Origin of the sequence: Ruegeria sp. (genome assembly GCF_965199275.1) — a bacterium.
Lineage (GTDB): Bacteria > Pseudomonadota > Alphaproteobacteria > Rhodobacterales > Rhodobacteraceae > Ruegeria.
In genome coordinates, this window is the sequence record NZ_CBDAQX010000015.1 from 510,147 (window position 1) to 536,327 (window position 26,181).

Consider the following 26,181-nt stretch of genomic DNA (forward strand, 5'->3'; position numbering starts at 1 on the left):
TTCCCGGTTTGGTTTACATGGCTAAGAGGTCAGATTCAGGGCCTGCAACATGGACGGGATCTTCTTCTTGAAGCCAAAGAACCCTGCTCTGGCGTGTGGCCACGCGTGCGCATCGTAAGGGCGCCAGATACGACGCAGATCAATGCCGGCCTCGTTCAGCTTTGGTTCGGCACGGTCCAAGCGCACCCGTGTCGGACCGATAGGACAATAGGCTGTGACAATCGTATCAACTTTATTTGTATGAGCCGCCTTGATCAGGGGCTCGGACCAATCGTCCTTGGCTTGTCCAATCTCTCCGAACGGCGAGAGTGCGCTATTCATTGCTTGTTTGACAAAAGCAGACGGCAAGTCACCGACCGGACCCGGCGAACGACCATCTGTGGCCAGCAGGCCGACCACGCCTGCGGGACGCACTGATGTGATATCTGCTGCGGCCATGTCTTCCTCTGTCATCAGGAGTAGATACGGCTTCGATAGGGGTTGCTCTGCCTGCGAGCGGATTTCGATGCGCGGATGATCTGTTGCTTCAACCAGCGGCTCAGCGACGTTAGCCAAGCCCTGGGGTTGAAACCGCCCATCGGTGTATTTCGCGATATTGTCGGCGCGCGCGAGATAGGTTTTTCCCTTTGTGTGGAGACCCGCCACCCAACGCCAACTTAGCGTATTTGATGCCGGATCGCCGTCTACGAGGTGGCGCATGAAGACATCTGCGCCCAGTTCCCAGGGGAGTCTGAGCGTGAAAATCCAAATGGAGGCCACCCACATCCTCACGTGGTTATGAAGATACCCTGTCGCGTTTAACTCGCGCATCCAGTGATCAAAACACTCGATACCCGTAAGTCCTGAGACAGCATCCCGATACGCCGCATTCAATGTTGCATCGTTTTCCAAACGCTCCAATTGTGCCACCAAGTTTCTTTGGTAGCTAAACCAAACACTTGGCCGTTGCTCCAACCAGCCTTTGAAATACGTGCGCCAAAACACTTCGTGAATGAACTTGTCGGCAAGCTTTTCACCATGTGCGGACAGAACGCGTGACAGAACCTCTTCCTCAGTTAGCAAGCGGTGTCGTAGCCAGGGCGAGAGAGTCGATACATTGCCGCGTCGATTGGGGCCAAAGTCATAATTTCGACTTTGCGCATAGTCGCGTCCAGCGCGGGGAAAAAACTGCTCCAGACGCCTCAGGCCTGAGGCGCGCGTAGGTTCGAACTGCTGCTGTTCAAAAGCGTTATCCGCCACAGGAACTTCCAAAGTCATGCGGCAGCCTTGCAGCGTTTCGAGCAGTATTTGACATCATCCCAGACCTTCTCCCATTTCTTACGCCACACGAAGGGACGTTGGCAGACTGGACAGATCTTTTGCGGCAAATCCGCCTTCTTGCGCATCTTCACGTGAGGTCTCCGAACGGTAGGTCAAGTTGAGCCTGTCAATCGGCATTGAATAATGACCCCCCATCGGCGTCCAAATTTGACCCCCCTTGGAGCTAAGAGGGGCGTTGAGGGGGTCGTGTTTAGGTTGATTCAGGAGGGGGTGGACAGCAGGTCAAACCGAAAAGAGAGCGTAGCTCGACTGAAGGTTTGACCTGCTGTCTGTTTTGAATTTATTCTCCGATTTCGAGGTTAGTCGCGGTGGTTAATTCGCCAGCTTTCGTTCCCGGTTTCGATGATATCGCAATGGTGTGTCAGTCGATCCAGGAGAGCAGTGGTCATCCTGACTTCCGACCTTTTTGTTGATCTGACTGGGTTTTTGGTTTGTTTTCAGGTGTGGTTGCTCAGAGGCGCGTTGTAGTGCCCCATTATTATAAAAAGTATTGACATGGGCCTTCAGATGGCTAACCTCTTCGCCCATGTTCATCCGCACCAAACATGACGCAAAGCTCAACCGCACACGGATCCAGATCGTTGAATCCGTCCGCACCGGCTCCAAGGTACGCCAGAAGATCCTGCGCCATGTGGGTGTGGCCCATAACGACAGCGAGATTGAGGATATCAAGCGTCTGGCGGGCCGCTTGATGGAGCAATTACGCATTGATCGCTCGCCGCAAATGGAACTGTTCACGCCCACGGAATATGCCGATCTGCAGGCGCTGGTGCGCCGCGCTCCGCGGCCGGACAAGCTTGGCGTTGATCTTGCCGAGTGCCGTGAGGAGGCGCGGGTCTCTCTGGGTCTGCGGGATGTCATGGGGACGATGTATGACCAACTGGGTTGGGGGGCCCTTCTGGGGGCGGCGCGTAAAAGTGCCAATCGCATTGTGAAAGAGCTGGTTATGGCGCGGATCGCACAGCCCGAGAGCAAGCGCGCGACCGTGGAGGCGTTGGAGAACCAGGCAGGCATCACGCTCAATCTGGACGTGGTCTATCGGAGCATGGATTACATCAATACGCCGGTGATAGACGGGATTTGCAAAACCTCTCACGCGGCGGCAGAGAAGTTGCTGGGCGGGCCAGTGACCGTGCTGTTCTACGATTGCACGACCCTGGCCTTTGACACCGAGCGCGAGGACCCGGCCGAGGATGCGGACGGGGTCGAGCAGGATCATCTTCTGGCCAAGGGCTTCAGCAAGGATGGCAAGCATCACCGCGCTCAGGTCATGCTGGCGCTGATCGTCACCTCCGATGGGCTGCCTGTGGGCTATGAACTCTTCCCGGGAAACACCTGGGAAGGTCATACGCTGGAAGCTGCGCTGAAGGCGTTGGAGGGACGCTTCGACGTGGCCAGGGTCACGTTCGTGGCCGATGCCGCCATGCTCAGCAAGGACAACCAGCAGATGTTGCAGAACAAGGGTCTGCCCTACATCCTCGGCTATCGCATGAAGTCCGCCCCGGCCGCCGTGAAGGCGAACATTTTGAGCCCGGAGGGACGCCAGCCTTGGGCTGGACACGGTTCTGAAGAGGCAACCGAGAAGGGCTGGTACAAGGTGATCGACCAGGAGGGAGCGCGGGTCATTGTGACCTGGTCACCCACCCGGGCACGCAATGATGCCCACAAGCGCGACAAGGCAATCGAAAAGCTGCACAAGAAGCTCAAGCGCTCTCGCAAACCCGGCAGCTTCAGCAGCCGGGGATATGGCCGCTTCCTGGCCTTCCCCGACAGCGGGGACGTCACGCTGGATGATGCAAAGATCAAGGCAGCGGCACAATGGGACGGGCTGCATGCCATTGTTGTTCATGGTGCGGACGAACTGGAGGCACAGGACGTCATTGCCCGCTATCACCAGTTGTGGGAGATCGAAGCCTGCTTCCGCACCAACAAGCACGATCTGAAAATCCGGCCCATCTATCACTGGTCGCCGCGTCGGGTCCGGGCCCATATCGCCATCTGCTACATGGCCTTCTGCTGCCTGCAGCACCTGCGCAAGCATCTGGACCTGCTCGGACACCCGATGAGCCCGGCTCGTATCCGCAACGAGTTGAACGCATTGCAGCTCTCGATCCTGCGCCACAAAGGCACCCCTGACCGCTACGGCATGCCAAGCCATGCCACGGTCGATGCCAGACGCATCCTCACCTGCGTCGGCCTGACCTGGAACGAAGCCCCTTTCAAGATACCCCCCGGGCGCACCCGAAAAACTGGCCAGACCAAAGCCTGAGCTCCCTCAACACTCCGAAACAATCGCTGGCGAAAAAAGTCCGTGTAGTGCCTTTTGGCAACCAAGGCATAATAATATCAATGACTTATACGAAAAAATGTCGGAAGTCAGGAAAAGCGTTATCCGCCACAGGAACTTCCAAAGTCATGCGGCAGCCTTGCAGCGTTTCGAGCAGTATTTGACATCATCCCAGACCTTCTCCCATTTCTTACGCCACACGAAGGGACGTTGGCAGACTGGACAGATCTTTTGCGGCAAATCCGCCTTCTTGCGCATCTTCACGTGAGGTCTCCGAACGGTAGGTCAAGTTGAGCCTGTCAATCGGCATTGAATAATGACCCCCCATCGGCGTCCAAATTTGACCCCCCTTGGAGCTAAGAGGGGCGTTGAGGGGGTCGTGTTTAGGTTGATTCAGGAGGGGGTGGACAGCAGGTCAAACCGAAAAGAGAGCGTAGCTCGACTGAAGGTTTGACCTGCTGTCTGTTTTGAATTTATTCCCCGATTTCGAGGTTAGTCGCGGTGGTTAATTCGCCAGCTTTCGTTCCCGGTTTCGATGATATCGCAATGGTGTGTCAGTCGATCCAGGAGAGCAGTGGTCATTTTGGCATCTGTGAACACACTCGGCCATTCAGCAAATGCGAGGTTGGTTGTTAGCAGAATAGACGTTCGCTCGTACAGTTTGCTGATGAGATGGAAGAGTAATCGTCCACCAGACTCTGCGAACGGCAGATAACCGAGTTCGTCTATAATCACGAGGTCGACGCGGATCAGCTGCTCGCTGAGCCGCCCGGCGTTGCCTTCGCGATGTTCAGCCTCCAGCTTGTTCGCGAGATCCACAGCGCTGAAGAACCTGACCCGCCGGCGGTTATTGACCGCGTGGCCCCCGATCGCTGTTGCGAGATGCGTTTTGCCCGATCCGGTTCCACCGACCAGCACGCCATTCCTGGCCTGGTCCATAAAATCGCCGTCATGAAGATTGCGCACGACTTCCTCGTTGACGGGGCTGACCGTGAAGTCGAACTCAGGTAAGGACTTGCAGACCGGGAACTTTGCGGCACCCATCTGATACCGGATCGAGCGCGCAGTCTTTTCGGCCAGTTCGGCCGTGAGGAGTTCGGCCACGACCTGTTGGGGCCGCCAGTTGTTTTTGGCTGCGGCCTGCATCACTTCGTCAAAGCAGTTGACGATGCCTGGCAACTTCAGTTGACGGGCAAGTTCGAGAATTTCCTTACGCAGTTGCATGGGAGCCTCCAAGCCTGTCATAGCGAGCGCAATGTAAGCGTAACGAGGCACACACATGGCATTTCAGCTTGACTTTTGAAAGTTCCATGGCAGGAGCTCGTCGATACGGCTTTGGGGGTGACCGGCTGCTATTTTTTGGAGCGTTGAGGTCAGATATGCATTGGGTTCCACGCCGTTCAACTTCGCGGTCTGTATCAGAGATGCGATACGGCCCCAACTGGCGCCGCCTTCATCATGACCCGCAAACAGTGCGTTTTTCCGCCCAAGGGCAATTGGTCTTTGGAGATTTTCGACGTTGTTGGAGTCGATCTCAACCCGGCCGTCACTGAGAAAGACCTGCAAGCCGTCCCAATGTTTGTGAATGTAGTTGAGCTTTTCACCAAGTCTGGATTTTTTAGAGACCTGCAGGCGCTGCTCCTGAAGCCAGGTGCCGAACTCGGCAACCAAGGGCGCGGTTTGTGTCTGGCGCGCAGACAGGCGCTGTTCGGGTGGAAGGCCCCGAATTTCAGTTTCAATTGCGTAAAATTCGGCAATCCGACGCAAGCCCTCTGCTGCGATCCCGGACTTGTCGCGGTCAAAGACCTCCTTCAGTTTGCGGCGAGCGTGGCTCCAACAATAGGCGGCTCGGATCGGAGAGCCCCCTTTCCGCGTTGGCCGCATCAACCGATTATACCCCTGATACCCATCCAACTGCAGAACACCGTTGAACCCCTTGAGAAACTTCTCTGCGTTTTCGCCAGCCCGACCGGGTGCATAGAAATAAACAACCCCTGGTGGTGCATCGCCCCTCCAGGATCGGTCGTCACGTGCCAACGTCCAGAAATAACCGGTTTTCGTTTTACCCTCTCCCGGATCGAGGACTGGGACCGTGGTTTCATCCATGAACAGTTTGGTCGAAGACTTCAGGTGTTCCGCCAGCCGCTCAACAACCGGCTTGAGGTGGAACGCGGCCTTTCCGACCCAGCCCGCGAGCGTGGCGCGATGAATGTCGATGCCAGAGCGCACAAGTATCTGCGATTGACGGTACAGAGGAAGGTGGTCTGCATACTTGCTGACCAACACGTGCGCGATGGCCGCTTCGGTCGGAAGTCCGCCCTCGATCAGCCACGATGGTCCCGGTGCTTGTTTCACGCCTCCAGCACATGACCGGCAGGCATATTTCGGACGGACCGTTACGATCACACGCAACTGCGCGGGCACGATGTCCAGCCGTTCACTGCGATCTTCACCAATCTTATGCATCGCGCCGCATCCGCACGGACATTCAACACTGTCAGGTTCGATCACCTGTTCGATCCGCGGCAGATCTTCAGGCAGATTGCCGATATTGCGCTCAGGCGCTTTCCTGGGCTTTGCCTTTTTCTCTTTGTCACAGGATTGAGTGGCTGCCTCGCTTGAGGCCTCCGCCTCGCTGAGCGCAACTTCAAGATCTTCGGCCCCGAGATTACGCTCGTCCTGAGTTAGTTTTTCCGATTTCTTGCCGTAAAGCGCCCGCTTCAATTCCGCAATCAGGCTTTCATAACGAAGGATCAAAGCGTTTTGCTCTGCAATCTGTTGGTCTTGACCCGTTATCTGCCGATCTTGATCCGATATTTGCTGGGCCTGATCTGCAATGTGCGCCCCCTGATCTGATATGCAGGCGCTCTGCTTGGTTGTCAGTTCCTCCAACTCGGCAACCCGACGTGCATTGTCCTCGACAAAGGCCTGAACAGCCTCTTTATGTTCGGCGGGCAGAGCATCAAGATTGAAACCATTGGAGTCGGCAGTCATACCTGCGAGCATACACAGCCCGAACTTCTAAATCCTGCCCAATCAACCGCCTGATTCACTCTGCCGCAGTTGGCCGCCGCGTCTCGACAGGTTTGACCTTCCGCCAGTCCAGACCAGAAAAAAGCGCCTCAAACTGTGCTCTGTTCAGCGTCATCACCCCATCGCGAATAGCAGGCCAGACGAAGTCTGTATCTTCCAGACGCTTATAAGCCATAACCAGACCTGACCCATCCCAAAAAACCAGCTTCAGCCGATCCGTTCGCTTCGCGCGAAATACGAACACCGTCCCGCTGAACGGGTCTTCCCGCAGAACCGACTGCACCAGAGCACATAAGCCATCATGACCCTTGCGAAAATCCACCGGCTGTGTGCTGACCAGAATGCGCAACTTCTGTGCAGGGAAAATCATTCAACAACCCCAACCGCTCGGGCAATCTCGGCAATTCGCTGTGCCGATGTATCGGTGCCCAAATTGATCGACACCCCGCGGAAAACGATCTCGACCTTTTCCGCTGGTGACGATGGCGGGCGAACCTGCGGCTGAACACTTGCCTCATCACCGTCACAAAGAACCACGGGCGCAAACTCAACATGTTCATCAGGCTCCGGAGCTGGAAGCACCAGTTTCCCATCTTTTGCCAGACAACGCCATTCCGACAATCGGTTCGCATTGACCCCGAATTTACCAGCCACAGCTTTTACCGTCGCCCCCGGCTTCAAAGTCTCGGCAACAATGTATGCCTTCGCATCATGCGACCATCGGCGACGGCCATCAACTTGATACTCAACGCCCAACGAGCGGAGGAACTCCGTCATCGACTCCATGGAGAAAATCCTTATCCCTGTTACGATAAGGAAAATCTGACAGCGCAGGGGCTAGCGCGCGAGGCAAAAAATGGGTGAGCACCTCGTTACGCTTACAGCGCAATCCGCGATCGGTGCCATTTTCAGCTGCAGGTGGGCAGGCGGCTCAATCGCCTTTGGCGGCGGGGGATTGGTGCGCCGAGAGACAATGTTCAGGATCGCATCGGCCTTGCGCAGGCCAGATTTTAGAGCTTCTTCGCAGGCAGCCTCGACCACATCAATGTCGTGCTGGTAAGCAGCGAAAAGAATATCGGCAAGTTGCCGGTCTCCGTCGGATGTGCCCCGCAGATGGGTCCAGATCTGCGTCATTGCCGGTGGTAGGTCCCAGTCACGGAACGGTGCTCCATTGCGCAGAGCGCCAGGCTTGCGCTTGAGGACGGGCACATAGTGCCAAGGGTTGAAGATCGTTTTTCCTCGGCCGAAGCACCGTTCGTGCTCTCCGACAATCTCACCGTCTTGGCGCAGGACAATCCGCGTGGCGTAGACCTGCAACTGGACCTGACGTCCAACAGCTCTTGCCTCAACGCTGTATTTGTTTCTTTCGAAGTTGATCAGGCAGGTTCGGCTCACGGCGACCGTCTTTTCACGGAACCCGACGAAGGGCTTCTGCAGATGCGTCAGCAGCGGCTTTTCCTGCTGGAACTCCTCCCAGACCGTCACCTCCAGGTTTTCCGGATGCCGCAGTTCTTTTGCGCGTTTGATCGCGTCTTTTTGCAGCCGGGCATTCAATTCATCGAAGTCGGCCACCTCCAGACGCGGTGTAAAACTATAGGCGCGGCTCTCCTTGACCAGATTCTCAACCTGACCCTTCTCCCAACCGGCCGCGCGCGTACAGGCGATCGGGTTCACCAGATGATGAGAACACATCCGGGAGAATGCCTTGTTGAACTTTCTTTCCTTGCCCGACAGGATCGCATCGACGGCGGTCGTCATGTTATCGTAGATCCCGTTGATGCAGCCTCCACCAAAGAATTTGAAGGCCTCGTCGTGGGCATCAAAGACCATCTCCTGCGTCTCGCGCGGATAGGCAATGGAGAATGGCATGCGGCTATGGCAAAGTTTGAAATGGGCAACCTTCACGGTCGTGAGTGCACCGTCCATCAAAACCGTCTCCACACTCCAGTCGAACTGGTACGCCTCCCCAGGATCAAAGATCAGCGGGATGAACGCCTGCGCCTGTTGTCGGCCGTGCGCAATGCGCCAATTCTTTGTGTAGCGTCGAACACTGTCATACCCGCCGCCAAAACCATCATCGGAGAGTTCCTTCCAGATTTTGGTCATCCGCTTGCGGTGTTTCTTCGGAAGCGCCTCGTTCTCCTCAAGCGTTTCATCCAGACGCGCGCGCCAAGGCCCGAGCACCGGGTATGGCTGCGATTTGCGCTCATATTTGAACTCCGTCACTCCCGATCGGATTATCTTTCGAACCGTTGCACGGCTCAAATTGAGCGAACGGCAAATTTCCTTGATGCTCTTTTTTTCGATCAGGTGTAAGCGACGCACTTTTCTAATAGTTTCCACGCAAATCATCCCGCTTGCCTCTCCATCGACTGCTCAATGAAAAGGATGTCTACAACCATAGGGAGGGGTCAAATTTGGACGCCGATTTCCCCGCTTAGGGGGTCAAAATTGCACGCTTTTCTACATTCTGCTTCCCATTCTCATCGTGCACCGAAAAGACTGGCAAGAGATCACTTGGGGTCTTTCCGCCGGAGCCCTAATGGGGCTTGGTTGGATCGGGTATGTAGCGGCGCTGGAGAAGTTGCCCGCATCGACAGTGGGTGTGCTTTACATGACCTATCCGGTGTTCACCTTAGTTATTGCTTGGTAAGCGTAACGAGGTGCTCACCCATTTTTTGCCTCGCGCGCTAGCCCCTGCGCTGTCAGATTTTCCTTATCGTAACAGGGATAAGGATTTTCTCCATGGAGTCGATGACGGAGTTCCTCCGCTCGTTGGGCGTTGAGTATCAAGTTGATGGCCGTCGCCGATGGTCGCATGATGCGAAGGCATACATTGTTGCCGAGACTTTGAAGCCGGGGGCGACGGTAAAAGCTGTGGCTGGTAAATTCGGGGTCAATGCGAACCGATTGTCGGAATGGCGTTGTCTGGCAAAAGATGGGAAACTGGTGCTTCCAGCTCCGGAGCCTGATGAACATGTTGAGTTTGCGCCCGTGGTTCTTTGTGACGGTGATGAGGCAAGTGTTCAGCCGCAGGTTCGCCCGCCATCGTCACCAGCGGAAAAGGTCGAGATCGTTTTCCGCGGGGTGTCGATCAATTTGGGCACCGATACATCGGCACAGCGAATTGCCGAGATTGCCCGAGCGGTTGGGGTTGTTGAATGATTTTCCCTGCACAGAAGTTGCGCATTCTGGTCAGCACACAGCCGGTGGATTTTCGCAAGGGTCATGATGGCTTATGTGCTCTGGTGCAGTCGGTTCTGCGGGAAGACCCGTTCAGCGGGACGGTGTTCGTATTTCGCGCGAAGCGAACGGATCGGCTGAAGCTGGTTTTTTGGGATGGGTCAGGTCTGGTTATGGCTTATAAGCGTCTGGAAGATACAGACTTCGTCTGGCCTGCTATTCGCGATGGGGTGATGACGCTGAACAGAGCACAGTTTGAGGCGCTTTTTTCTGGTCTGGACTGGCGGAAGGTCAAACCTGTCGAGACGCGGCGGCCAACTGCGGCAGAGTGAATCAGGCGGTTGATTGGGCAGGATTTAGAAGTTCGGGCTGTGTATGCTCGCAGGTATGACTGCCGACTCCAATGGTTTCAATCTTGATGCTCTGCCCGCCGAACATAAAGAGGCTGTTCAGGCCTTTGTCGAGGACAATGCACGTCGGGTTGCCGAGTTGGAGGAACTGACAACCAAGCAGAGCGCCTGCATATCAGATCAGGGGGCGCACATTGCAGATCAGGCCCAGCAAATATCGGATCAAGATCGGCAGATAACGGGTCAAGACCAACAGATTGCAGAGCAAAACGCTTTGATCCTTCGTTATGAAAGCCTGATTGCGGAATTGAAGCGGGCGCTTTACGGCAAGAAATCGGAAAAACTAACTCAGGACGAGCGTAATCTCGGGGCCGAAGATCTTGAAGTTGCGCTCAGCGAGGCGGAGGCCTCAAGCGAGGCAGCCACTCAATCCTGTGACAAAGAGAAAAAGGCAAAGCCCAGGAAAGCGCCTGAGCGCAATATCGGCAATCTGCCTGAAGATCTGCCGCGGATCGAACAGGTGATCGAACCTGACAGTGTTGAATGTCCGTGCGGATGCGGCGCGATGCATAAGATTGGTGAAGATCGCAGTGAACGGCTGGACATCGTGCCCGCGCAGTTGCGTGTGATCGTAACGGTCCGTCCGAAATATGCCTGCCGGTCATGTGCTGGAGGCGTGAAACAAGCACCGGGACCATCGTGGCTGATCGAGGGCGGACTTCCGACCGAAGCGGCCATCGCGCACGTGTTGGTCAGCAAGTATGCAGACCACCTTCCTCTGTACCGTCAATCGCAGATACTTGTGCGCTCTGGCATCGACATTCATCGCGCCACGCTCGCGGGCTGGGTCGGAAAGGCCGCGTTCCACCTCAAGCCGGTTGTTGAGCGGCTGGCGGAACACCTGAAGTCTTCGACCAAACTGTTCATGGATGAAACCACGGTCCCAGTCCTCGATCCGGGAGAGGGTAAAACGAAAACCGGTTATTTCTGGACGTTGGCACGTGACGACCGATCCTGGAGGGGCGATGCACCACCAGGGGTTGTTTATTTCTATGCACCCGGTCGGGCTGGCGAAAACGCAGAGAAGTTTCTCAAGGGGTTCAACGGTGTTCTGCAGTTGGATGGGTATCAGGGGTATAATCGGTTGATGCGGCCAACGCGGAAAGGGGGCTCTCCGATCCGAGCCGCCTATTGTTGGAGCCACGCTCGCCGCAAACTGAAGGAGGTCTTTGACCGCGACAAGTCCGGGATCGCAGCAGAGGGCTTGCGTCGGATTGCCGAATTTTACGCAATTGAAACTGAAATTCGGGGCCTTCCACCCGAACAGCGCCTGTCTGCGCGCCAGACACAAACCGCGCCCTTGGTTGCCGAGTTCGGCACCTGGCTTCAGGAGCAGCGCCTGCAGGTCTCTAAAAAATCCAGACTTGGTGAAAAGCTCAACTACATTCACAAACATTGGGACGGCTTGCAGGTCTTTCTCAGTGACGGCCGGGTTGAGATCGACTCCAACAACGTCGAAAATCTCCAAAGACCAATTGCCCTTGGGCGGAAAAACGCACTGTTTGCGGGTCATGATGAAGGCGGCGCCAGTTGGGGCCGTATCGCATCTCTGATACAGACCGCGAAGTTGAACGGCGTGGAACCCAATGCATATCTGACCTCAACGCTCCAAAAAATAGCAGCCGGTCACCCCCAAAGCCGTATCGACGAGCTCCTGCCATGGAACTTTCAAAAGTCAAGCTGAAATGCCATGTGTGTGCCTCGTTACGCTTACATTGCTTGGGCTGTATTTGGCGATGCACCCACGCGACGCGCCATGTTGGCTGCTGGTCTGATTGTGGTGGCAGCTGTCATTGCTGGCTCGCCTGCGTCAGTAGCTGCGGAACACCTACCAACGCTGCTGCTATCCCTTGCCGCTCCATTTGGGTTTGGCTTCGGAATCTGCGTCCTGGTACACAGGTTGTCACGGATTGCGCCGTTGGCACGTATCGCGTCAGTTTCTCTGGGGTCTGTACTGGGCCTCGCGCCGCTTATACTTGGTGCTGAGGTTGGAGAGCTTCTCCCAAGGGAGCAGTCCGATTGGCTTTTCATTGTTGGTATTGGTCTGGTTACTGCTTTCGTGCCCCAGCTAATTTACACGATATGCTCACCTGTTATTGGGGCTTCCCAAACTGCGGTCGTCGGAAGCATCGAATTGCCCACAATGTTTGCCGTGGGATATCTTGCTTTTGGCGAAGCCATCTCTTTTCCTCAAGCTTTTGCATGTGCCTTAGTGCTGGGCGCAATCGCGATCACAAGAAGTAGAAAGACGCGCACCGTATCTACCGTGCTCGCAAAATCGCCGAGGCGGTAGGATTGGGTTCGAAGGCGACATACGCCGGCATTAATACAATGCCCATTTTCGGTTGGCCCGATTTGACTGGTCCGGTTTGGTTGTGAGTGAATGACTGGTCTCTGGTCCATCGGGGCGAGAGTTTGCGATGCTTGTCATTTATTTCTTCTCGAAACGGTAAACGCCATCCCAATCGGCCGGAGCTTCAAACGCAAAACTGCTGCAGCGTTCGATAAAGACATCTACAAGAAGCTTGTTAGCTGCGATTTCTCGATGCCTCTTTAAGGCATCTAATGCTTCAGTCCATTTTCCAGATTGATACAGGTCATAGCATGCACGCCATTCTTCGAGTTCGCGTTTTTTGGCTGCGCTCACCAAAATACCACTCTCATCATCTTTTTCCGCTACCAGTTCAAAGATGCGACTAGGAAAACTAGTCCCGGCGGGCACGACAAAGTCAATTTCGCGCAGCACAAACTTGCTCTCGACATGAACGGTCACATCTGACGATACGAGAATTCTTGTGCCGTAAACTTTATTCAACCCTTCCAGTCTGGAAGCAAAGTTAACGGCAGCGCCGAGCGCAGTGTATTGCAATCTTGAGAGAGACCCGACGTTACCTACCACTACGCGACCAGTGTGTAGGCCGAAACGTGTGTGCAACGGACGTAATGGTAACGCTTCGTCACCAGAATTGAGTTTCGCCTCAGCCTGCAAACAAGCCAAAGCTGCTCGGCAAGCATGAACAGGGTGATCGATATCATCGATCGGAGCATTCCACAGAGCCATAATGGCATCGCCAATATACTTATCCACGGTACCCTGATTACTGGATATCTCTTTTTCCATCGCTTCGAAATACTTGGACAAAGCAGGCATCAGAACTTTGGGTTCAAGCCCCTCGGTTTGGCGCGTAAAGCCTTTGAGGTCAGCGAACATAAGTGTCACGTCGCGCGACTCTCCGCCAACGCTAATTTTCTCTGCTTTTGAAAGGATAGAGCGAACCAGCTCCTTCGGTACGAACGCACCGAAACTCGACAATCCAGCTTTCATACTCGCAACGGCAGCCCCGAGTTCGGCGACTTCCTGAATATTTGATTTCAGGTTCAAGTTTTCACTCAATTCAAAGTTACTGACTTTTCTCGCTTCCGTTGCCACGCGCACAAGATTTTTGCTCAACAGACGGGCGACAACAAAGGTAAATGAGACAGCCAGAACCAAAGCAAGTACGCCGATTTGCATGGCACGAGTCGTGTTTCTTTTAATTTCTCCTATAAACTCATCTTCCGGAACTATGAGCCCCAGCGTGGGTTGGGCACCGAAGACTTCAGGGATTGGCATCACAGATGCGACATAGTTTCTTTCATCGGATGCTGGAGCTATGCGGAAAAAATCCTGCTGACTGGTTCGCCATTTATCAATGACACCGTCAATAATTTGGCTACGACCTTCAACTAACTCGTTCGTATTGGTACTCACGAAGCGCGGCTCTCCACCTTCGGACCGCGTGCTGGTGTAGGAAAGTAGGCGACCTTCGCGATCTAGCATGAAAACCAAACCATGATCGCCAATCCTGATATCATCCAGGATTTGCGAAAGTGCCGATATTGTTATGTCGAGCGCAACGACGCCAAGCAATTTACCTTCGTCGTCAACCACGGTTTTTGAGAACGTTGCACCCAAACGCCCTGTGCTCTCGAATTGATAAAGCGGCGATACGTAAACGCCGCTTTGCTCCAACGCCCCGCGATACCAAGGGCGTGTTCGAGGATCGTAGGCAGTGGTTCCACTAAGAAATGGCGTGGCCAACGAACGGCCATCCGACCAAAAGTAAGTCTCGACGCGCTCGCCAAATTGTTCGGAAATTATCCGTTGAGCGCGATCTACTCCTTCCGGCACAGGCAAAGCGCTCGTTCCAAATGTTTTCCAGTGTTTTGGGAGGTTAATATTCTGAAAAAAATCTCCGGATTCTTCCTCGCCAAAATACAAGCCATAGTAGTGCTCATCGCCTTGCATCTGCGAATAGAGCACGTCCAAGCCCGCACTTGAGCCAGCATAGTCCGTAAATTTGGAAAGAAAGACGGATGCAGAAGATACGACACTTCCCGCTCCGCGTATCACGGTTAGCATCTCATCGACTGACTGACTTCTGGCCTCGGCCATCCGCTCTTTCGCAGTACGAATGGCGAGCTCTTTGTTGCCAAAATAAAGAATGGCAACAAGCATTGTTGTTACGGCTAACGTGAGTAACGTGAATAACGTCGCAACACCGATATGGAGACGTACTTTCATACCCTTAATTAGTCAAAATGTAACAATAGAAGTCCAGTCGCTCGTTGCCTCACAAATGAGTATCTTGAGCACTTTGCTGTCTGAAGACACAAAGTACTGGCACTATTGTTCTTTCCTGGCTTCTTCGGCGTTTTTGGCTCGCCCAAACCGGACGCCACTCAAACCGAATTATTTAAAAAACAGACAGTTATTGCTTGGTGCATTCACTTTCTGAGAACAAAGCGGGACATTTTGCCAACACCGCTCTTCAAGCCTAGTCATTCCGGAAATCCGGGTGGCCGACCCGAGCTGAACCCCGAGATGAGAAAGTTGCCTCAGTCGAAAGGCGAAACCGCTGTTAAACGGTTGAACGATCCATTGTCGATGGATGAACTCTTCAATCGCATTGATGGGAACGGCGAATTTGTATCGAGAAAACTCTCTGGCACGGAACAATTCGCCTTGTTGGCTTTAGCTCAGGACCGAGCCTTCGGACGAGCAGATGGTGTCAGCACTACACATACCCACAGCGGAACTGTCAGCATAAGCGTCAATCCACCACAGCGGCTAAAAGACATCAGAGTCCGCCTTCCAGAGAGATTGGCTCAAGAGAAGGTGATTGAGGCAATTCTTGATGACGACGAGTAGTCTCTGACCATCACGTAGCTGCTGTCAGGTTTAGAGGCTTGGGTTTGTGCCTACGGGCCATGCGCCCGCGCACGTAAAACCCCTCGATTTGACGACGCTGCATATCATCTTTTAGCCAATGCGACCCTTTCCAAAAAATTTGGGGGACCTGCATATATGGGTAGCATTTTCGACGCCCGAGGGTTCGGGCTTTTTCTCGGCGTTGCCAAGTATCAGGACAGCAACACCAGCGGGCCGCACATGGGGTCTCGCGTTTGTTGGCGTAGCATCTTACGCCTGCCCGGATCGGTCAAAATTGTTCAGTTCGGAGTTTCTAAAAACCATAGGGCGCTCATTCAGTTGTCGTTGAGCCTACGCACCAGTATCAGAGACTCGGCGTTGACTGAAAGTAGCTATATTGGCGGAAGGTACGACGCGCCGAACTCGTACCCCCTCATTTACAATCGCAAACCCCATTCAAGACGCGCCGCACTTACCCGCTATCGAATCTGAATGTTTGAATTATGACAGTTTGGTGAAAGAGGCGTGGGAAGTTTGCTTACGTTACGGAAGGCACGTCAATGCTATCGTGGTTGCTTGAGGGCTTCGTTGGGTGACACGCCGAACCAATTAACCCCCTCAAATCCAGTCGGAAAACCAGAACGTTCTTAAATACAAGCATGTCACCCACGGTCAAAGGATCGCATTGTGGCGAAATTGTGTCCACGATTCATTGTGGAACTTTCCGTTTCGGACCCAGAAACAAATCGTTTCGCCGTAAAACTGGGCGATACGGGGTTTCCCCAATTTCAACCAAACAGCTTTGGTGTCACAGTAGGCCAGACTACACACACCTCCACTCACTCACGGGTGAGAAAAAGGGGCTGGTCCTTACCCCCTCGACCGGCCCCTCACATCACCAAGACCCTTAAGATTTCAAGATAAAGACAGCTTTAGTGGAAATTCGTATTTTGCTGCGATCCACTCGCAGGGCGATCGAAGACGCCAAAACGCACGACCTTGTCCAACTCTGGTCTTGTGCGTAGCCTTTGGGGCCATGTGCAACCTCTACTCCAACACCATCCCAGCCACAGCAATGCGCCAACTGTTTGACGTGACCGTTGAACGTGACAGGCTTGGGAATGCAGAACCATTGCCAGCCATCTACCCAAAGCACTTAGCCCCTGTGGTCAGGAAAGGCGACGAAGGTAAGCGTGAGCCGGTCTCGCTGATTTGGGGATTTCGTACGACAAAGAAGTCAAAGAAAACCCGTGCTATTGTCCAACCGGGTGCCTGGAATAACGCACGTGATGACAAGGTGCGCTCAAACGGCTTGTGGAAACAGAGCTTTGAGGAGCGGCGTTGCCTCGTTCCGGCGAATTCGTTCTGTGAGGCTCAAGGAAGAAACCCAGCCACTTATCACTGGTTCGCCCTGAAGGGCGATGAGGCCCGCCCGCCATTTGCATTTGCGGGTATGTGGCAAATCTCGCGGTACCAGGGCAAGGAAGGGCCCGAGGAGGTTGAAACCTACACCGTCATCACCACGACGGCCAATGAACTGGTAAAGCCCATACTCCCGCAGAGAATGCCCGTAATCCTCCAGCCGGAGGACAATGAGCAATGGATGGATGGCAACGCGGATGACGCATTCGAACCGCTGGAGCCCTTAAATTCGAACGAAATGCAAATTGTTCGGTCTGGCGAAGGTGAGAAGTCGGACCCAGCAGGAAGATTGCCGTGAAAATCGTATCGGGTGGGCAAACTGGCGTAGATGTCTGCTAAGAGCCCGAAGTGGAAGTTCAACTAACCTTTGGTCGCTAACGTGTTTCCCGTATAACGAACTCGGCTAGAGCAATTCCGTTCGGTCGATACTAAACTGGTCTATCGCCTTTCACGGTCACACGTCGACCTTTACGCTCTGCGGGCCAATAGTCCCAGATAGCACGATGCATACAGCACCGGTTGTCCCAAAAGGCCATGTCGTTGAGCGACCACCTGAACCGGATTTGATAGTTGATTTGCTCTGCATGCTCGAAAAGCATGTTGAGGATTGCATCGCTTTCCTTGTCCGACATGCCCAAAATCTTTGTTGTAAATGTCCGGTTCACAAACAGCGATTTACGGCCCGTTTCCGGATGAGTCCTAACGATCGGATGCACTGCTTCGGGACAGTCAATATCGCTGTCTTTTTGTCCCCGGTCGCTGTAGCGGCCTTTGTAGATATGCTCTGAACTATGAAGCGCAGATAATCCGTTGATCATATTTTTTATCGGCTCAGAAAGATCGTCGTAGGCCGCATACATATCACTGAACATGGTGTCCCCGCCGCAGGGAGGGGCGATATGGATTTGTAGCATAGTTCCAAGGGGCGGCGTCTCGTCGCAAGAGACGTCAGAGTGCCAGAACTCACCGTTGGCTACTTTGGAATTCTTCGTTGCATGGATTTCGAATATCTCTGGATATCCTTCCATTGTCGGGGCCGCAGGGTGCGCATGAAGCGGTCCAAAACGTTTCCCAAATTCGATGTGCTGCGTAGGCGGTATTTCCTTCTGCTCTTTGAAGAACAGCACCTGGTAGGTGTGAAAGGCGTCGCAGATCTCAGCAAACTGATCGTCAGGCACAGGCTGGCTCAAATCGACTCCGTAGATCTCGGCGCCAAGGTTTGGAGCGAAGGGTTTGGCAACGATGGAAGTATAGGCGTTGGATTTGGGAGCAACCATAAGCACCTCTGGGTTTGATTTCTTTGGGCATGCTATGCGAAAGTTACACTCCAACAAAAATGAACAAAAACGAAATTTATTTGACCAATTGGTGAAAATCTTTCACATATTGATCACGGATTAGGCGGTAGCGAGGTTACCGGAATGAGCATTCGGTCACTGCGAACTCTAATAGCAGTTCATCGACAAGGTAGCTTCCGTGCCGCGTCAGAGGCGGAGCATCTAACTCCGTCTGCGGTCAGTCACCAGATGCGGAATCTGGAGGTCACGTTGGGGCTCGAATTATTTGACCGATCAGCCAAATCGCCCAAACTTACTCATACCGGGCTAACGTTCGTCGGAGAGGCTGCTGCGGTGGTGGCCGCATATGATAGTTTGGCGGAAAGGGTGAAGTCGAACAACGAACTCTCTGGTGAAATAACTTTGGGTGCCGTTCCAACGACCCTGACTGGACTAGTGCCGATTGCGCTAGCGAGACTAAAATCCGTGCATCCGGATATCCATGTACGGATTGTTCCAGGTTTGACTAATCAGCTTTTGCTACAGTTAGACCGCGGGCAGATTCAAGCGGCGATCATTTCCCGACCAGATGTTCTGCCAAACACGTTGGAATTCTCTGAAATCGTATCCGAAAAATTAGTGCTGCTTGTCTCGGAAAACACCCCAGATCTACCTCCGAAAGAACTGCTTGGTGAGTCACCGTTTATTCGTTTTACGCGTGATGCGGTTGTAGGAAGGCAAATCGAGACTTGGCTGCAAAGAAAGGGCATTGAAGTCAAAGACGCCATGGAACTAGAGAGCCTCGAAGCAATCTCAAGTATGGTGGCCGCTGAACTTGGAGTATCAATCATCCCTGACAGCCGCTTAGCTGCATATGACCACTTGCGTCTTAAAAGGATGCCCCTTGAACAGAGCGGACCTAAGCGCATTGTTGGCTTGGCAAGTATGACCGCGTCGCCACACACTAAAATGATCGACGCAGTTACGGCGGCGCTATTGGAAGCAGCAGATAGCCAACGGGTTTATTCGTGAGTTGGCACTCCATTTGGTATCCACAAGATGTTGTCGATCACTTGAACTAAGAAAACTGGAAGTCAAAATTGGGCTTGGGCCGGTCACTAGCATGCAATTTGGAGAAAAACAGCTTCGAGCCTATAGAGAGCACTCATCCGATGTCGTTGTGCTGTTCTCCAAAGTATCTCTGACACTAGCCGCACGTTAAATTCAGAGATGTAGAGGCAACGTACGGCCGGAAGAACAGCATTGACGCTCTTAATTTGCATTCTAGCTCACTGGTTACCCTTGCAAAAAGCAGACTGCCTTTGTCGTCTAACATTTTAACTTTACAGTCACATGCGGTCCAAGAGTAAGGTACTCATGTTGCTGGTTCGTCGGTAGTGAGTGACGTTGAGCCAGCTTAGTCTGCCCGGCTTTAAACGCTGTCTAAGTGGGGCCTCGCGTGCGCTAGACTTTCCCCAACTCGGCCTCGCGAGGTTTCAGACACCGCTTGAGGGGTTCCCGGTTAACTTAGCGCCAAGCTATCCAACCATCGCTGTCGGACGTCTTTTTCGAGCCCGAATTCCTGACTTCCGACCTTTTTGTTGATCTGACTGGGTTTTTGGTTTGTTTTCAGGTGTGGTTGCTCAGAGGCGCGTTGTAGTGCCCCATTATTATAAAAAGTATTGACATGGGCCTTCAGATGGCTAACCTCTTCGCCCATGTTCATCCGCACCAAACATGACGCAAAGCTCAACCGCACACGGATCCAGATCGTTGAATCCGTCCGCACCGGCTCCAAGGTACGCCAGAAGATCCTGCGCCATGTGGGTGTGGCCCATAACGACAGCGAGATTGAGGATATCAAGCGTCTGGCGGGCCGCTTGATGGAGCAATTACGCATTGATCGCTCGCCGCAAATGGAACTGTTCACGCCCACGGAATATGCCGATCTGCAGGCGCTGGTGCGCCGCGCTCCGCGGCCGGACAAGCTTGGCGTTGATCTTGCCGAGTGCCGTGAGGAGGCGCGGGTCTCTCTGGGTCTGCGGGATGTCATGGGGACGATGTATGACCAACTGGGTTGGGGGGCCCTTCTGGGGGCGGCGCGTAAAAGTGCCAATCGCATTGTGAAAGAGCTGGTTATGGCGCGGATCGCACAGCCCGAGAGCAAGCGCGCGACCGTGGAGGCGTTGGAGAACCAGGCAGGCATCACGCTCAATCTGGACGTGGTCTATCGGAGCATGGATTACATCAATACGCCGGTGATAGACGGGATTTGCAAAACCTCTCACGCGGCGGCAGAGAAGTTGCTGGGCGGGCCAGTGACCGTGCTGTTCTACGATTGCACGACCCTGGCCTTTGACACCGAGCGCGAGGACCCGGCCGAGGATGCGGACGGGGTCGAGCAGGATCATCTTCTGGCCAAGGGCTTCAGCAAGGATGGCAAGCATCACCGCGCTCAGGTCATGCTGGCGCTGATCGTCACCTCCGATGGGCTGCCTGTGGGCTATGAACTCTTCCCGGGAAACACCTGGGAAGGTCATACGCTGGAAGCTGCGCTGAAGGCGTTGGAGGGACGCTTCGACGTGGCCAGGGTCACGTTCGTGGCCGATGCCGCCATGCTCAGCAAGGACAACCAGCAGATGTTGCAGAACAAGGGTCTGCCCTACATCCTCGGCTATCGCATGAAGTCCGCCCCGGCCGCCGTGAAGGCGAACATTTTGAGCCCGGAGGGACGCCAGCCTTGGGCTGGACACGGTTCTGAAGAGGCAACCGAGAAGGGCTGGTACAAGGTGATCGACCAGGAGGGAGCGCGGGTCATTGTGACCTGGTCACCCACCCGGGCACGCAATGATGCCCACAAGCGCGACAAGGCAATCGAAAAGCTGCACAAGAAGCTCAAGCGCTCTCGCAAACCCGGCAGCTTCAGCAGCCGGGGATATGGCCGCTTCCTGGCCTTCCCCGACAGCGGGGACGTCACGCTGGATGATGCAAAGATCAAGGCAGCGGCACAATGGGACGGGCTGCATGCCATTGTTGTTCATGGTGCGGACGAACTGGAGGCACAGGACGTCATTGCCCGCTATCACCAGTTGTGGGAGATCGAAGCCTGCTTCCGCACCAACAAGCACGATCTGAAAATCCGGCCCATCTATCACTGGTCGCCGCGTCGGGTCCGGGCCCATATCGCCATCTGCTACATGGCCTTCTGCTGCCTGCAGCACCTGCGCAAGCATCTGGACCTGCTCGGACACCCGATGAGCCCGGCTCGTATCCGCAACGAGTTGAACGCATTGCAGCTCTCGATCCTGCGCCACAAAGGCACCCCTGACCGCTACGGCATGCCAAGCCATGCCACGGTCGATGCCAGACGCATCCTCACCTGCGTCGGCCTGACCTGGAACGAAGCCCCTTTCAAGATACCCCCCGGGCGCACCCGAAAAACTGGCCAGACCAAAGCCTGAGCTCCCTCAACACTCCGAAACAATCGCTGGCGAAAAAAGTCCGTGTAGTGCCTTTTGGCAACCAAGGCATAATAATATCAATGACTTATACGAAAAAATGTCGGAAGTCAGGATGTTGCTGGTTCGTCGGTAGTGAGTGACGTTGAGCCAGCTTAGTCTGCCCGGCTTTAAACGCTGTCTAAGTGGGGCCTCGCGTGCGCTAGACTTTCCCCAACTCGGCCTCGCGAGGTTTCAGACACCGCTTGAGGGGTTCCCGGTTAACTTAGCGCCAAGCTATCCAACCATCGCTGTCGGACGTCTTTTTCGAGCCCGAATTGACCATGAACTTCGACGTTTTCTGCTGATGAAACGTCCAAAAGTATCCACCAAAAGAACACCAGATTCTTATGCTTCGGGAGGTTAGGAGAAAAACGAATGGTTACGCGCGGGTAATGTCTGTGTAAAAAAACTAGCTGGGCCTATCAGGGTGAACAAACATGGGCATGCTATTGCCACTGCGACGACTGCCGTCGGAATTGCGCCGCGCCGGTGGTTGCTTGGTTCGGTGTGTCGATAGAAAACTTTGAATGGACTGGTGATAAACCACGCACTTATGAAAGCTCTAAAGGCGTTTGTAGGCACTTCTGTGGAACTTGCGGGTCACCAATTGGGTTCGAAGCCGATCATTATCCGGGTGGTATGCACCTCTACGCCGCGTCACTCGAAAACCCGGAATATTTCGAGCCGACTTTTCATGTTAACAAGCAAAGCAAGTTGCCTTGGCTTCAAATGACTGATGATCTCGACGCCTTTGAAGGCACATTGTTAAACACCCCTAACGACCCGGACGGATATCAGTAGATTGGGAAGCCAACTAGTTTTCCATATGGCAGGTTTGTTCGCAAATACGATGCTTGGACGCAGCAATGACGCCGTTCAAATCATCAAACTCAGCCAGGAGGCGCTTTGCGAGTGGTTTCACGTCAATCCGTTGGATCGCATTGAACAAGAGTAATTCTAGCAGCTCGTACGCGGGCATTAGCTAGTGACCGCCCTTGAGGAAGCGAGTTTTCAGCCGTGCGCGATGCCTCCAATAGTGTGGTCTCTTGGCCCCGTCATATCCTTTGACCAAACCGCCACCTGCAGCATTTTTGGGCGATAGTCGGTCTCGGTTAACATATGCGGGTGCGTAGGCTGGTTCCAAGACAGCGTTATGTGGAGGTGTGCGTGCTTCAAGGTCCTTCAGACCTTGCAATGCATCTTCTGAAAAACCTCCTCGCTCATCGTATTTGACTAGCTTGCCAAACCTCTTCTTGTCCCCAGCAATGACCTGTTTGAGGTGGTCGAGTAATTGGCTTTTCATCAGTGCGCCCGTTCTTACCGCTTTCCAAGTGAGCCTGCTCAAAGGTTGGTAAATGAGTGGTAAACTCAGTTCGAACGCGCCTTGGCGCTAAACCTTCGTTGCACCCTTTTCAGGACGGTGTGACGGCAATAGCAGAGAGCTTCAATTTGATGCTCCCCGTTGTCTTGGAAGGTACGACCTCGGTCTTTGGTTTGACACGCCACCATCGTAGCAAATCGGGCGGTACATGGGTTTTTTATTGGTGCGGTGATGAACTGCCCGACTATCTAAAGCGGAGGGCAAGAAACAAGGTGGCGCTATGATTGAACTTGCCTAAGAAAATCACCGGCAGTTTTGGGCAATTGATGAAAACCTGATGCGGTCGGAGTTAACATCGACTGGTAGGGCAAATTCTGTCTGAAGTTCGGGGATTAACTTGACTGAAATCAGATGAAGCGATGTAGTTTCGCAAGTTCATTTTGCAGTTGGGAAAACCTATGCGATACTTATTTCTCTGCTTGTCAGTGGCATGTTTTGTACCTTTGATAGCAAATTCAGCCCTAGCCCAAACACAAGGTTTTACGACCACTTCTGTTCACATGCGAGCCGGTCCAAGCACGAACTATCCAGTCGTCGCCACATTGCCGCAAGACTCGACAATCGAAATATACGGTTGCCAGACAGGCTATAGCTGGTGCGATACCGGGTGGAATGGCGCTCGCGGCTGGATATCGTCAAACTACATTCTAACTGACAGTGATGGCTCGAAAAAAGTCATGAACCCGGTGCTTGCTGCAGCACTAGGTATTGCGATTGTAGAATTCAGTCAGGCGTATTGGGAAAACCACTACCAAGCCTACCCTTGGTACGCATACTGGAACCGCTACTACCACCCCTACCATCCGGCTCCAGGTCCGTATTGCTACCACGCCCCTCAAGACCCTGAGTGTCAATTCCTGACTTCCGACCTTTTTGTTGATCTGACTGGGTTTTTGGTTTGTTTTCAGGTGTGGTTGCTCAGAGGCGCGTTGTAGTGCCCCATTATTATAAAAAGTATTGACATGGGCCTTCAGATGGCTAACCTCTTCGCCCATGTTCATCCGCACCAAACATGACGCAAAGCTCAACCGCACACGGATCCAGATCGTTGAATCCGTCCGCACCGGCTCCAAGGTACGCCAGAAGATCCTGCGCCATGTGGGTGTGGCCCATAACGACAGCGAGATTGAGGATATCAAGCGTCTGGCGGGCCGCTTGATGGAGCAATTACGCATTGATCGCTCGCCGCAAATGGAACTGTTCACGCCCACGGAATATGCCGATCTGCAGGCGCTGGTGCGCCGCGCTCCGCGGCCGGACAAGCTTGGCGTTGATCTTGCCGAGTGCCGTGAGGAGGCGCGGGTCTCTCTGGGTCTGCGGGATGTCATGGGGACGATGTATGACCAACTGGGTTGGGGGGCCCTTCTGGGGGCGGCGCGTAAAAGTGCCAATCGCATTGTGAAAGAGCTGGTTATGGCGCGGATCGCACAGCCCGAGAGCAAGCGCGCGACCGTGGAGGCGTTGGAGAACCAGGCAGGCATCACGCTCAATCTGGACGTGGTCTATCGGAGCATGGATTACATCAATACGCCGGTGATAGACGGGATTTGCAAAACCTCTCACGCGGCGGCAGAGAAGTTGCTGGGCGGGCCAGTGACCGTGCTGTTCTACGATTGCACGACCCTGGCCTTTGACACCGAGCGCGAGGACCCGGCCGAGGATGCGGACGGGGTCGAGCAGGATCATCTTCTGGCCAAGGGCTTCAGCAAGGATGGCAAGCATCACCGCGCTCAGGTCATGCTGGCGCTGATCGTCACCTCCGATGGGCTGCCTGTGGGCTATGAACTCTTCCCGGGAAACACCTGGGAAGGTCATACGCTGGAAGCTGCGCTGAAGGCGTTGGAGGGACGCTTCGACGTGGCCAGGGTCACGTTCGTGGCCGATGCCGCCATGCTCAGCAAGGACAACCAGCAGATGTTGCAGAACAAGGGTCTGCCCTACATCCTCGGCTATCGCATGAAGTCCGCCCCGGCCGCCGTGAAGGCGAACATTTTGAGCCCGGAGGGACGCCAGCCTTGGGCTGGACACGGTTCTGAAGAGGCAACCGAGAAGGGCTGGTACAAGGTGATCGACCAGGAGGGAGCGCGGGTCATTGTGACCTGGTCACCCACCCGGGCACGCAATGATGCCCACAAGCGCGACAAGGCAATCGAAAAGCTGCACAAGAAGCTCAAGCGCTCTCGCAAACCCGGCAGCTTCAGCAGCCGGGGATATGGCCGCTTCCTGGCCTTCCCCGACAGCGGGGACGTCACGCTGGATGATGCAAAGATCAAGGCAGCGGCACAATGGGACGGGCTGCATGCCATTGTTGTTCATGGTGCGGACGAACTGGAGGCACAGGACGTCATTGCCCGCTATCACCAGTTGTGGGAGATCGAAGCCTGCTTCCGCACCAACAAGCACGATCTGAAAATCCGGCCCATCTATCACTGGTCGCCGCGTCGGGTCCGGGCCCATATCGCCATCTGCTACATGGCCTTCTGCTGCCTGCAGCACCTGCGCAAGCATCTGGACCTGCTCGGACACCCGATGAGCCCGGCTCGTATCCGCAACGAGTTGAACGCATTGCAGCTCTCGATCCTGCGCCACAAAGGCACCCCTGACCGCTACGGCATGCCAAGCCATGCCACGGTCGATGCCAGACGCATCCTCACCTGCGTCGGCCTGACCTGGAACGAAGCCCCTTTCAAGATACCCCCCGGGCGCACCCGAAAAACTGGCCAGACCAAAGCCTGAGCTCCCTCAACACTCCGAAACAATCGCTGGCGAAAAAAGTCCGTGTAGTGCCTTTTGGCAACCAAGGCATAATAATATCAATGACTTATACGAAAAAATGTCGGAAGTCAGGAGTCATGAACCCGGTGCTTGCTGCAGCACTAGGTATTGCGATTGTAGAATTCAGTCAGGCGTATTGGGAAAACCACTACCAAGCCTACCCTTGGTACGCATACTGGAACCGCTACTACCACCCCTACCATCCGGCTCCAGGTCCGTATTGCTACCACGCCCCTCAAGACCCTGAGTGTCAATTCGGCCCATACTACTCCCCTCCGTCTCATCAAGCTGCCCCTCATCACCACCACGACGGCGGTCAAGGGTATCACCACCATCACGGCAACAATCATGGGCACCATCATCATTGACGGTCTAGAGTAGAACGCCAAAAAAAGGGCGCAC

Annotated in this window: 24 protein-coding genes and 2 pseudogenes; 13 read left to right on the forward strand and 13 right to left on the reverse strand. The window is 54.3% G+C overall.

Annotated features, from left to right (window positions below):
• Window positions 1-21: 21 nt before the first annotated feature.
• From ACOERD_RS13660 to ACOERD_RS13670, 3 genes and pseudogenes are all read right to left on the reverse strand, one after another.
• Window positions 22-1,257, reverse strand: a complete 1,236-nt coding sequence (locus ACOERD_RS13660) for an FAD-binding domain-containing protein (protein WP_419739385.1) — start codon at window positions 1,255-1,257, stop codon at window positions 22-24.
• On the reverse strand, window positions 1,254-1,385 hold the full coding sequence (locus tag ACOERD_RS13665) for a DUF2256 domain-containing protein (RefSeq protein ID WP_170552600.1): 132 nt from the start codon (window positions 1,383-1,385) through the stop codon (window positions 1,254-1,256). The genes ACOERD_RS13660 and ACOERD_RS13665 overlap by 4 nt, the downstream gene beginning before the upstream one ends.
• Window positions 1,386-1,619: 234 nt before the next feature.
• Window positions 1,620-1,718, reverse strand: a pseudogene (locus ACOERD_RS13670) (ATP-binding protein); the annotation flags it as partial.
• A gap of 128 nt (window positions 1,719-1,846) precedes the next feature.
• Here ACOERD_RS13670 and ACOERD_RS13675 point away from each other — a divergent pair.
• Entirely contained in the window at window positions 1,847-3,589 is a 1,743-nt protein-coding gene (locus tag ACOERD_RS13675; RefSeq protein ID WP_419737624.1) for an IS1634 family transposase, read from the forward strand.
• 144 nt (window positions 3,590-3,733) lie between these two features.
• Here ACOERD_RS13675 and ACOERD_RS13680 read toward each other — a convergent pair whose 3' ends face one another.
• From ACOERD_RS13680 to istA, 6 genes are all read right to left on the reverse strand, one after another.
• Window positions 3,734-3,865: a DUF2256 domain-containing protein gene (locus tag ACOERD_RS13680; RefSeq protein ID WP_170552600.1), complete on the reverse strand. Its 132-nt coding sequence runs from the start codon at window positions 3,863-3,865 to the stop codon at window positions 3,734-3,736.
• A 234-nt stretch (window positions 3,866-4,099) separates the two neighbouring features.
• A complete protein-coding gene (gene istB / locus ACOERD_RS13685) occupies window positions 4,100-4,831 on the reverse strand; it encodes an IS21-like element helper ATPase IstB (RefSeq protein WP_419737606.1) in 732 nt (243 codons plus the stop codon).
• 63 nt (window positions 4,832-4,894) lie between these two features.
• Window positions 4,895-6,601 (reverse strand): IS66 family transposase, encoded by a 1,707-nt coding sequence (tnpC, locus tag ACOERD_RS13690; protein ID WP_419737621.1) that lies wholly within the window; start codon window positions 6,599-6,601, stop codon window positions 4,895-4,897.
• Window positions 6,602-6,656: 55 nt separating this feature from the next.
• On the reverse strand, window positions 6,657-7,010 hold the full coding sequence (gene tnpB, locus ACOERD_RS13695) for an IS66 family insertion sequence element accessory protein TnpB (protein ID WP_419737608.1): 354 nt from the start codon (window positions 7,008-7,010) through the stop codon (window positions 6,657-6,659).
• Window positions 7,007-7,417, reverse strand: a complete 411-nt coding sequence (gene tnpA, locus ACOERD_RS13700) for an IS66-like element accessory protein TnpA (RefSeq protein ID WP_419737609.1) — start codon at window positions 7,415-7,417, stop codon at window positions 7,007-7,009. The genes tnpB (ACOERD_RS13695) and tnpA (ACOERD_RS13700) overlap by 4 nt, the downstream gene beginning before the upstream one ends.
• Before the next feature lie 60 nt (window positions 7,418-7,477).
• On the reverse strand, window positions 7,478-8,992 hold the full coding sequence (gene istA, locus ACOERD_RS13705) for an IS21 family transposase (protein ID WP_419739386.1): 1,515 nt from the start codon (window positions 8,990-8,992) through the stop codon (window positions 7,478-7,480).
• Window positions 8,993-9,119: 127 nt separating this feature from the next.
• On the opposite strand from istA, the gene ACOERD_RS13710 reads away from it, so the two are divergent.
• From ACOERD_RS13710 to ACOERD_RS13730, 5 genes are all read left to right on the forward strand, one after another.
• Window positions 9,120-9,293, forward strand: a complete 174-nt coding sequence (locus ACOERD_RS13710; RefSeq protein WP_419739418.1) for an EamA family transporter — start codon at window positions 9,120-9,122, stop codon at window positions 9,291-9,293.
• A 101-nt stretch (window positions 9,294-9,394) separates the two neighbouring features.
• Complete coding sequence (gene tnpA, locus ACOERD_RS13715) at window positions 9,395-9,805, forward strand: IS66-like element accessory protein TnpA (RefSeq protein WP_419737609.1); 411 nt, start codon at window positions 9,395-9,397, stop codon at window positions 9,803-9,805.
• Window positions 9,802-10,155, forward strand: coding sequence for an IS66 family insertion sequence element accessory protein TnpB (gene tnpB, locus ACOERD_RS13720; RefSeq protein ID WP_419737608.1), 354 nt, complete (start codon window positions 9,802-9,804; stop codon window positions 10,153-10,155). Before tnpA (ACOERD_RS13715) ends, tnpB (ACOERD_RS13720) begins: the two co-directional genes overlap by 4 nt.
• Before the next feature lie 55 nt (window positions 10,156-10,210).
• Window positions 10,211-11,917 (forward strand): IS66 family transposase, encoded by a 1,707-nt coding sequence (gene tnpC, locus ACOERD_RS13725; protein ID WP_419737621.1) that lies wholly within the window; start codon window positions 10,211-10,213, stop codon window positions 11,915-11,917.
• Between the two features lie 72 nt (window positions 11,918-11,989).
• Window positions 11,990-12,526 (forward strand): EamA family transporter, encoded by a 537-nt coding sequence (locus ACOERD_RS13730; protein WP_419739387.1) that lies wholly within the window; start codon window positions 11,990-11,992, stop codon window positions 12,524-12,526.
• A 138-nt stretch (window positions 12,527-12,664) separates the two neighbouring features.
• On the opposite strand, the gene ACOERD_RS13735 is transcribed toward ACOERD_RS13730, so the two are convergent.
• The gene (locus ACOERD_RS13735; protein WP_419739388.1) at window positions 12,665-14,797 is read right to left on the reverse strand and encodes an adenylate/guanylate cyclase domain-containing protein; all 2,133 of its coding nucleotides are present in this window, start codon (window positions 14,795-14,797) and stop codon (window positions 12,665-12,667) included.
• 105 nt (window positions 14,798-14,902) lie between these two features.
• Here ACOERD_RS13735 and ACOERD_RS13740 point away from each other — a divergent pair, with 105 nt between their 5' ends.
• Window positions 14,903-15,424, forward strand: a complete 522-nt coding sequence (locus tag ACOERD_RS13740) for a hypothetical protein (RefSeq protein ID WP_419739389.1) — start codon at window positions 14,903-14,905, stop codon at window positions 15,422-15,424.
• 1,036 nt (window positions 15,425-16,460) lie between these two features.
• Window positions 16,461-17,144, forward strand: a complete 684-nt coding sequence (locus ACOERD_RS13745) for an SOS response-associated peptidase (RefSeq protein WP_419739390.1) — start codon at window positions 16,461-16,463, stop codon at window positions 17,142-17,144.
• Between the two features lie 130 nt (window positions 17,145-17,274).
• Here the strand turns inward: ACOERD_RS13745 and ACOERD_RS13750 are convergent, their stop codons facing one another.
• Window positions 17,275-18,123: a TauD/TfdA dioxygenase family protein gene (locus ACOERD_RS13750; protein ID WP_419739391.1), complete on the reverse strand. Its 849-nt coding sequence runs from the start codon at window positions 18,121-18,123 to the stop codon at window positions 17,275-17,277.
• A 144-nt stretch (window positions 18,124-18,267) separates the two neighbouring features.
• Between ACOERD_RS13750 and ACOERD_RS13755 the strand changes: the two genes are divergently transcribed.
• Window positions 18,268-19,155 carry a LysR family transcriptional regulator gene (locus ACOERD_RS13755; protein WP_419739392.1) on the forward strand — a complete coding sequence of 296 codons (888 nt, stop codon included), beginning with the start codon at window positions 18,268-18,270 and terminating at the stop codon, window positions 19,153-19,155.
• A gap of 490 nt (window positions 19,156-19,645) precedes the next feature.
• Here ACOERD_RS13755 and ACOERD_RS13760 read toward each other — a convergent pair whose 3' ends face one another.
• Window positions 19,646-19,849, reverse strand: coding sequence for a hypothetical protein (locus ACOERD_RS13760; protein ID WP_419739393.1), 204 nt, complete (start codon window positions 19,847-19,849; stop codon window positions 19,646-19,648).
• Between ACOERD_RS13760 and ACOERD_RS13765 the strand changes: the two genes are divergently transcribed.
• The 3 genes and pseudogenes from ACOERD_RS13765 to ACOERD_RS13775 all read left to right on the forward strand — a co-directional run.
• Entirely contained in the window at window positions 19,842-21,584 is a 1,743-nt protein-coding gene (locus tag ACOERD_RS13765; protein WP_419737624.1) for an IS1634 family transposase, read from the forward strand. The two genes, ACOERD_RS13760 and ACOERD_RS13765, sit on opposite strands and share 8 nt — an antisense overlap.
• 435 nt (window positions 21,585-22,019) lie before the next feature.
• Entirely contained in the window at window positions 22,020-22,424 is a 405-nt protein-coding gene (locus tag ACOERD_RS13770) for a GFA family protein (RefSeq protein WP_419739419.1), read from the forward strand.
• 1,080 nt (window positions 22,425-23,504) lie between these two features.
• A pseudogene (locus ACOERD_RS13775) lies at window positions 23,505-23,639 on the forward strand (SH3 domain-containing protein); the annotation flags it as partial.
• Window positions 23,640-23,705: 66 nt separating this feature from the next.
• Here the strand turns inward: ACOERD_RS13775 and ACOERD_RS13780 are convergent.
• Window positions 23,706-24,005 carry a hypothetical protein gene (locus tag ACOERD_RS13780; protein ID WP_419739424.1) on the reverse strand — a complete coding sequence of 100 codons (300 nt, stop codon included), beginning with the start codon at window positions 24,003-24,005 and terminating at the stop codon, window positions 23,706-23,708.
• Between ACOERD_RS13780 and ACOERD_RS13785 the strand changes: the two genes are divergently transcribed.
• On the forward strand, window positions 23,998-25,740 hold the full coding sequence (locus ACOERD_RS13785; RefSeq protein ID WP_419737624.1) for an IS1634 family transposase: 1,743 nt from the start codon (window positions 23,998-24,000) through the stop codon (window positions 25,738-25,740). The genes ACOERD_RS13780 and ACOERD_RS13785 overlap by 8 nt on opposite strands.
• Window positions 25,741-26,181 lie beyond the last annotated feature (441 nt).

Excerpts from the sequence above, each read along its gene's own strand:
- istA (WP_419739386.1), bottom strand. The coding sequence starts at position 8,992 with ATGATTTGCGTGGAAACTATTAGAAAAGTGCGTCGCTTACACCTGATC.
- ACOERD_RS13660 (WP_419739385.1), bottom strand. The coding sequence starts at position 1,257 with ATGACTTTGGAAGTTCCTGTGGCGGATAACGCTTTTGAACAGCAGCAG.
- tnpB (WP_419737608.1), bottom strand. The coding sequence starts at position 7,010 with ATGATTTTCCCTGCACAGAAGTTGCGCATTCTGGTCAGCACACAGCCG.
- ACOERD_RS13760 (WP_419739393.1), bottom strand. The coding sequence starts at position 19,849 with ATGAACATGGGCGAAGAGGTTAGCCATCTGAAGGCCCATGTCAATACT.
- tnpB (WP_419737608.1), top strand. The coding sequence starts at position 9,802 with ATGATTTTCCCTGCACAGAAGTTGCGCATTCTGGTCAGCACACAGCCG.
- ACOERD_RS13765 (WP_419737624.1), top strand. The coding sequence starts at position 19,842 with ATGTTCATCCGCACCAAACATGACGCAAAGCTCAACCGCACACGGATC.
- tnpC (WP_419737621.1), bottom strand. The coding sequence starts at position 6,601 with ATGACTGCCGACTCCAATGGTTTCAATCTTGATGCTCTGCCCGCCGAA.
- ACOERD_RS13780 (WP_419739424.1), bottom strand. The coding sequence starts at position 24,005 with ATGAACATGGGCGAAGAGGTTAGCCATCTGAAGGCCCATGTCAATACT.
- ACOERD_RS13680 (WP_170552600.1), bottom strand. The coding sequence starts at position 3,865 with ATGCGCAAGAAGGCGGATTTGCCGCAAAAGATCTGTCCAGTCTGCCAA.
- ACOERD_RS13665 (WP_170552600.1), bottom strand. The coding sequence starts at position 1,385 with ATGCGCAAGAAGGCGGATTTGCCGCAAAAGATCTGTCCAGTCTGCCAA.
- ACOERD_RS13785 (WP_419737624.1), top strand. The coding sequence starts at position 23,998 with ATGTTCATCCGCACCAAACATGACGCAAAGCTCAACCGCACACGGATC.
- ACOERD_RS13755 (WP_419739392.1), top strand. The coding sequence starts at position 18,268 with ATGAGCATTCGGTCACTGCGAACTCTAATAGCAGTTCATCGACAAGGT.
- ACOERD_RS13675 (WP_419737624.1), top strand. The coding sequence starts at position 1,847 with ATGTTCATCCGCACCAAACATGACGCAAAGCTCAACCGCACACGGATC.
- ACOERD_RS13750 (WP_419739391.1), bottom strand. The coding sequence starts at position 18,123 with ATGGTTGCTCCCAAATCCAACGCCTATACTTCCATCGTTGCCAAACCC.
- ACOERD_RS13745 (WP_419739390.1), top strand. The coding sequence starts at position 16,461 with ATGTGCAACCTCTACTCCAACACCATCCCAGCCACAGCAATGCGCCAA.
- tnpA (WP_419737609.1), top strand. The coding sequence starts at position 9,395 with ATGACGGAGTTCCTCCGCTCGTTGGGCGTTGAGTATCAAGTTGATGGC.
- ACOERD_RS13735 (WP_419739388.1), bottom strand. The coding sequence starts at position 14,797 with ATGAAAGTACGTCTCCATATCGGTGTTGCGACGTTATTCACGTTACTC.
- tnpA (WP_419737609.1), bottom strand. The coding sequence starts at position 7,417 with ATGACGGAGTTCCTCCGCTCGTTGGGCGTTGAGTATCAAGTTGATGGC.
- tnpC (WP_419737621.1), top strand. The coding sequence starts at position 10,211 with ATGACTGCCGACTCCAATGGTTTCAATCTTGATGCTCTGCCCGCCGAA.
- ACOERD_RS13730 (WP_419739387.1), top strand. The coding sequence starts at position 11,990 with ATGTTGGCTGCTGGTCTGATTGTGGTGGCAGCTGTCATTGCTGGCTCG.
- istB (WP_419737606.1), bottom strand. The coding sequence starts at position 4,831 with ATGCAACTGCGTAAGGAAATTCTCGAACTTGCCCGTCAACTGAAGTTG.